This is a genomic window from Halolamina salina (genome assembly GCF_042678005.1).
Classification (GTDB): Archaea; Halobacteriota; Halobacteria; order Halobacteriales; family Haloferacaceae; genus Halolamina; species Halolamina salina.
Window position 1 is genome coordinate 1 of record NZ_JBHUDH010000164.1, and the last position, 1,183, is coordinate 1,183.

The window sequence follows — 1,183 nt, forward strand, 5'->3', positions numbered from 1 at the left end:
GCAGTCTACGAGTTTTGTCGGACTCTGTTCCCATCCTCAGACACACCACTCGTAGTTGTACTCATACAAATCCACTAGATAGCAAATTCAGTTCATGGCGGAGATCAAATATCCTTTATGTGAATCTCCCAGACTATCTCCATAGAGATGCCTCATTCAGGGAAACACCCACGCGATGACGTAAACCCGCTTTTTCGGAAGCTAACCCCAATAGGATATCACTATAACGGAAGAAACAATCAGAGGTTCGTCGGAACAGGATTTTTCTATTTTCATCAGTGGGGATTAGATGATTATGATGACCCCAGTCTTCCTTCTACTGGACCATATCTCGTCACAAATAAGCACGTAATAAATCCACCTGATAAGAGTGATCCAGATTCACTTATCATACACATCCGCCAATCCAGAGCCATAAGGGAGACAACCCGAAAAACTGTTGACCTTTATGATAGCGATGGATCGAAAAAATGGAGAGAGCATCCCGATAATGAGTGGATCGATATTGCAGTCCTGCCCTTAGACTTCGATATCAAGTCTGCACATGCATTTCATCGTGCAGACATTCCTAATTATGGAAATGCTGTATCTGGTGGGGATGTTGCTAAAGTAATTGGTTATCCAAACTTACTAACTGATTTCCATTACCTTCCAATAATGCGAGATGCTTTGATTTCCAGCCCCTATCAAGTAGCTTATCATGATTCACCGTATTTCTTCATTGATTCAAGGTTACATAATGGTATGAGTGGAAGCCCTGTTATTCACATTCCAGATTATTATGAACTAAATGATGTAGAATCGGACCTTAAAATCTCAGATGAGGAAGAAGAATTGATAGATTCTCTCCGAGTCACTGGTCCAGCAAAACGGCAGAGTCCGACATTATTGGGGATCCATTCTGATGAGGAATTTGAAACAGAAAGTCGACTCTCTCTTGATGATATTAGGGACAAGATCACAGATGACAATAGTGAACCAGGTCTAGAAGATTATCTTGAGGAACTTGATAACCGACTAATGAGTGTGGAGCAAGATTCGGGGCTAAACCGAGTTTGGCACGCAAATCTGTTGGACGATATAATACGAAACTGCGATAATGAGGATGTGGGCACTGTCTAGTTAAGCACCTCCGCTGGCGTCTGTCCGTTGAGTGACTGGTGTGGTCGTTGTATGTTATAAT

At 42.2% G+C, this 1,183-nt stretch carries 1 protein-coding gene; it reads left to right on the forward strand.

Features of this window, described 5'->3' with window-relative positions; translation table 11 throughout:
* Positions 1-147 precede the first annotated feature (147 nt).
* Complete coding sequence (locus tag ACFR9S_RS13190; RefSeq protein WP_074854676.1) at positions 148-1,122, forward strand: S1 family peptidase; 975 nt, start codon at positions 148-150, stop codon at positions 1,120-1,122.
* Positions 1,123-1,183 lie beyond the last annotated feature (61 nt).

Bases quoted from the DNA above. Each gene is read 5' to 3' on its own strand.
- ACFR9S_RS13190 (WP_074854676.1), top strand. From the start codon at position 148: ATGCCTCATTCAGGGAAACACCCACGCGATGACGTAAACCCGCTTTTT.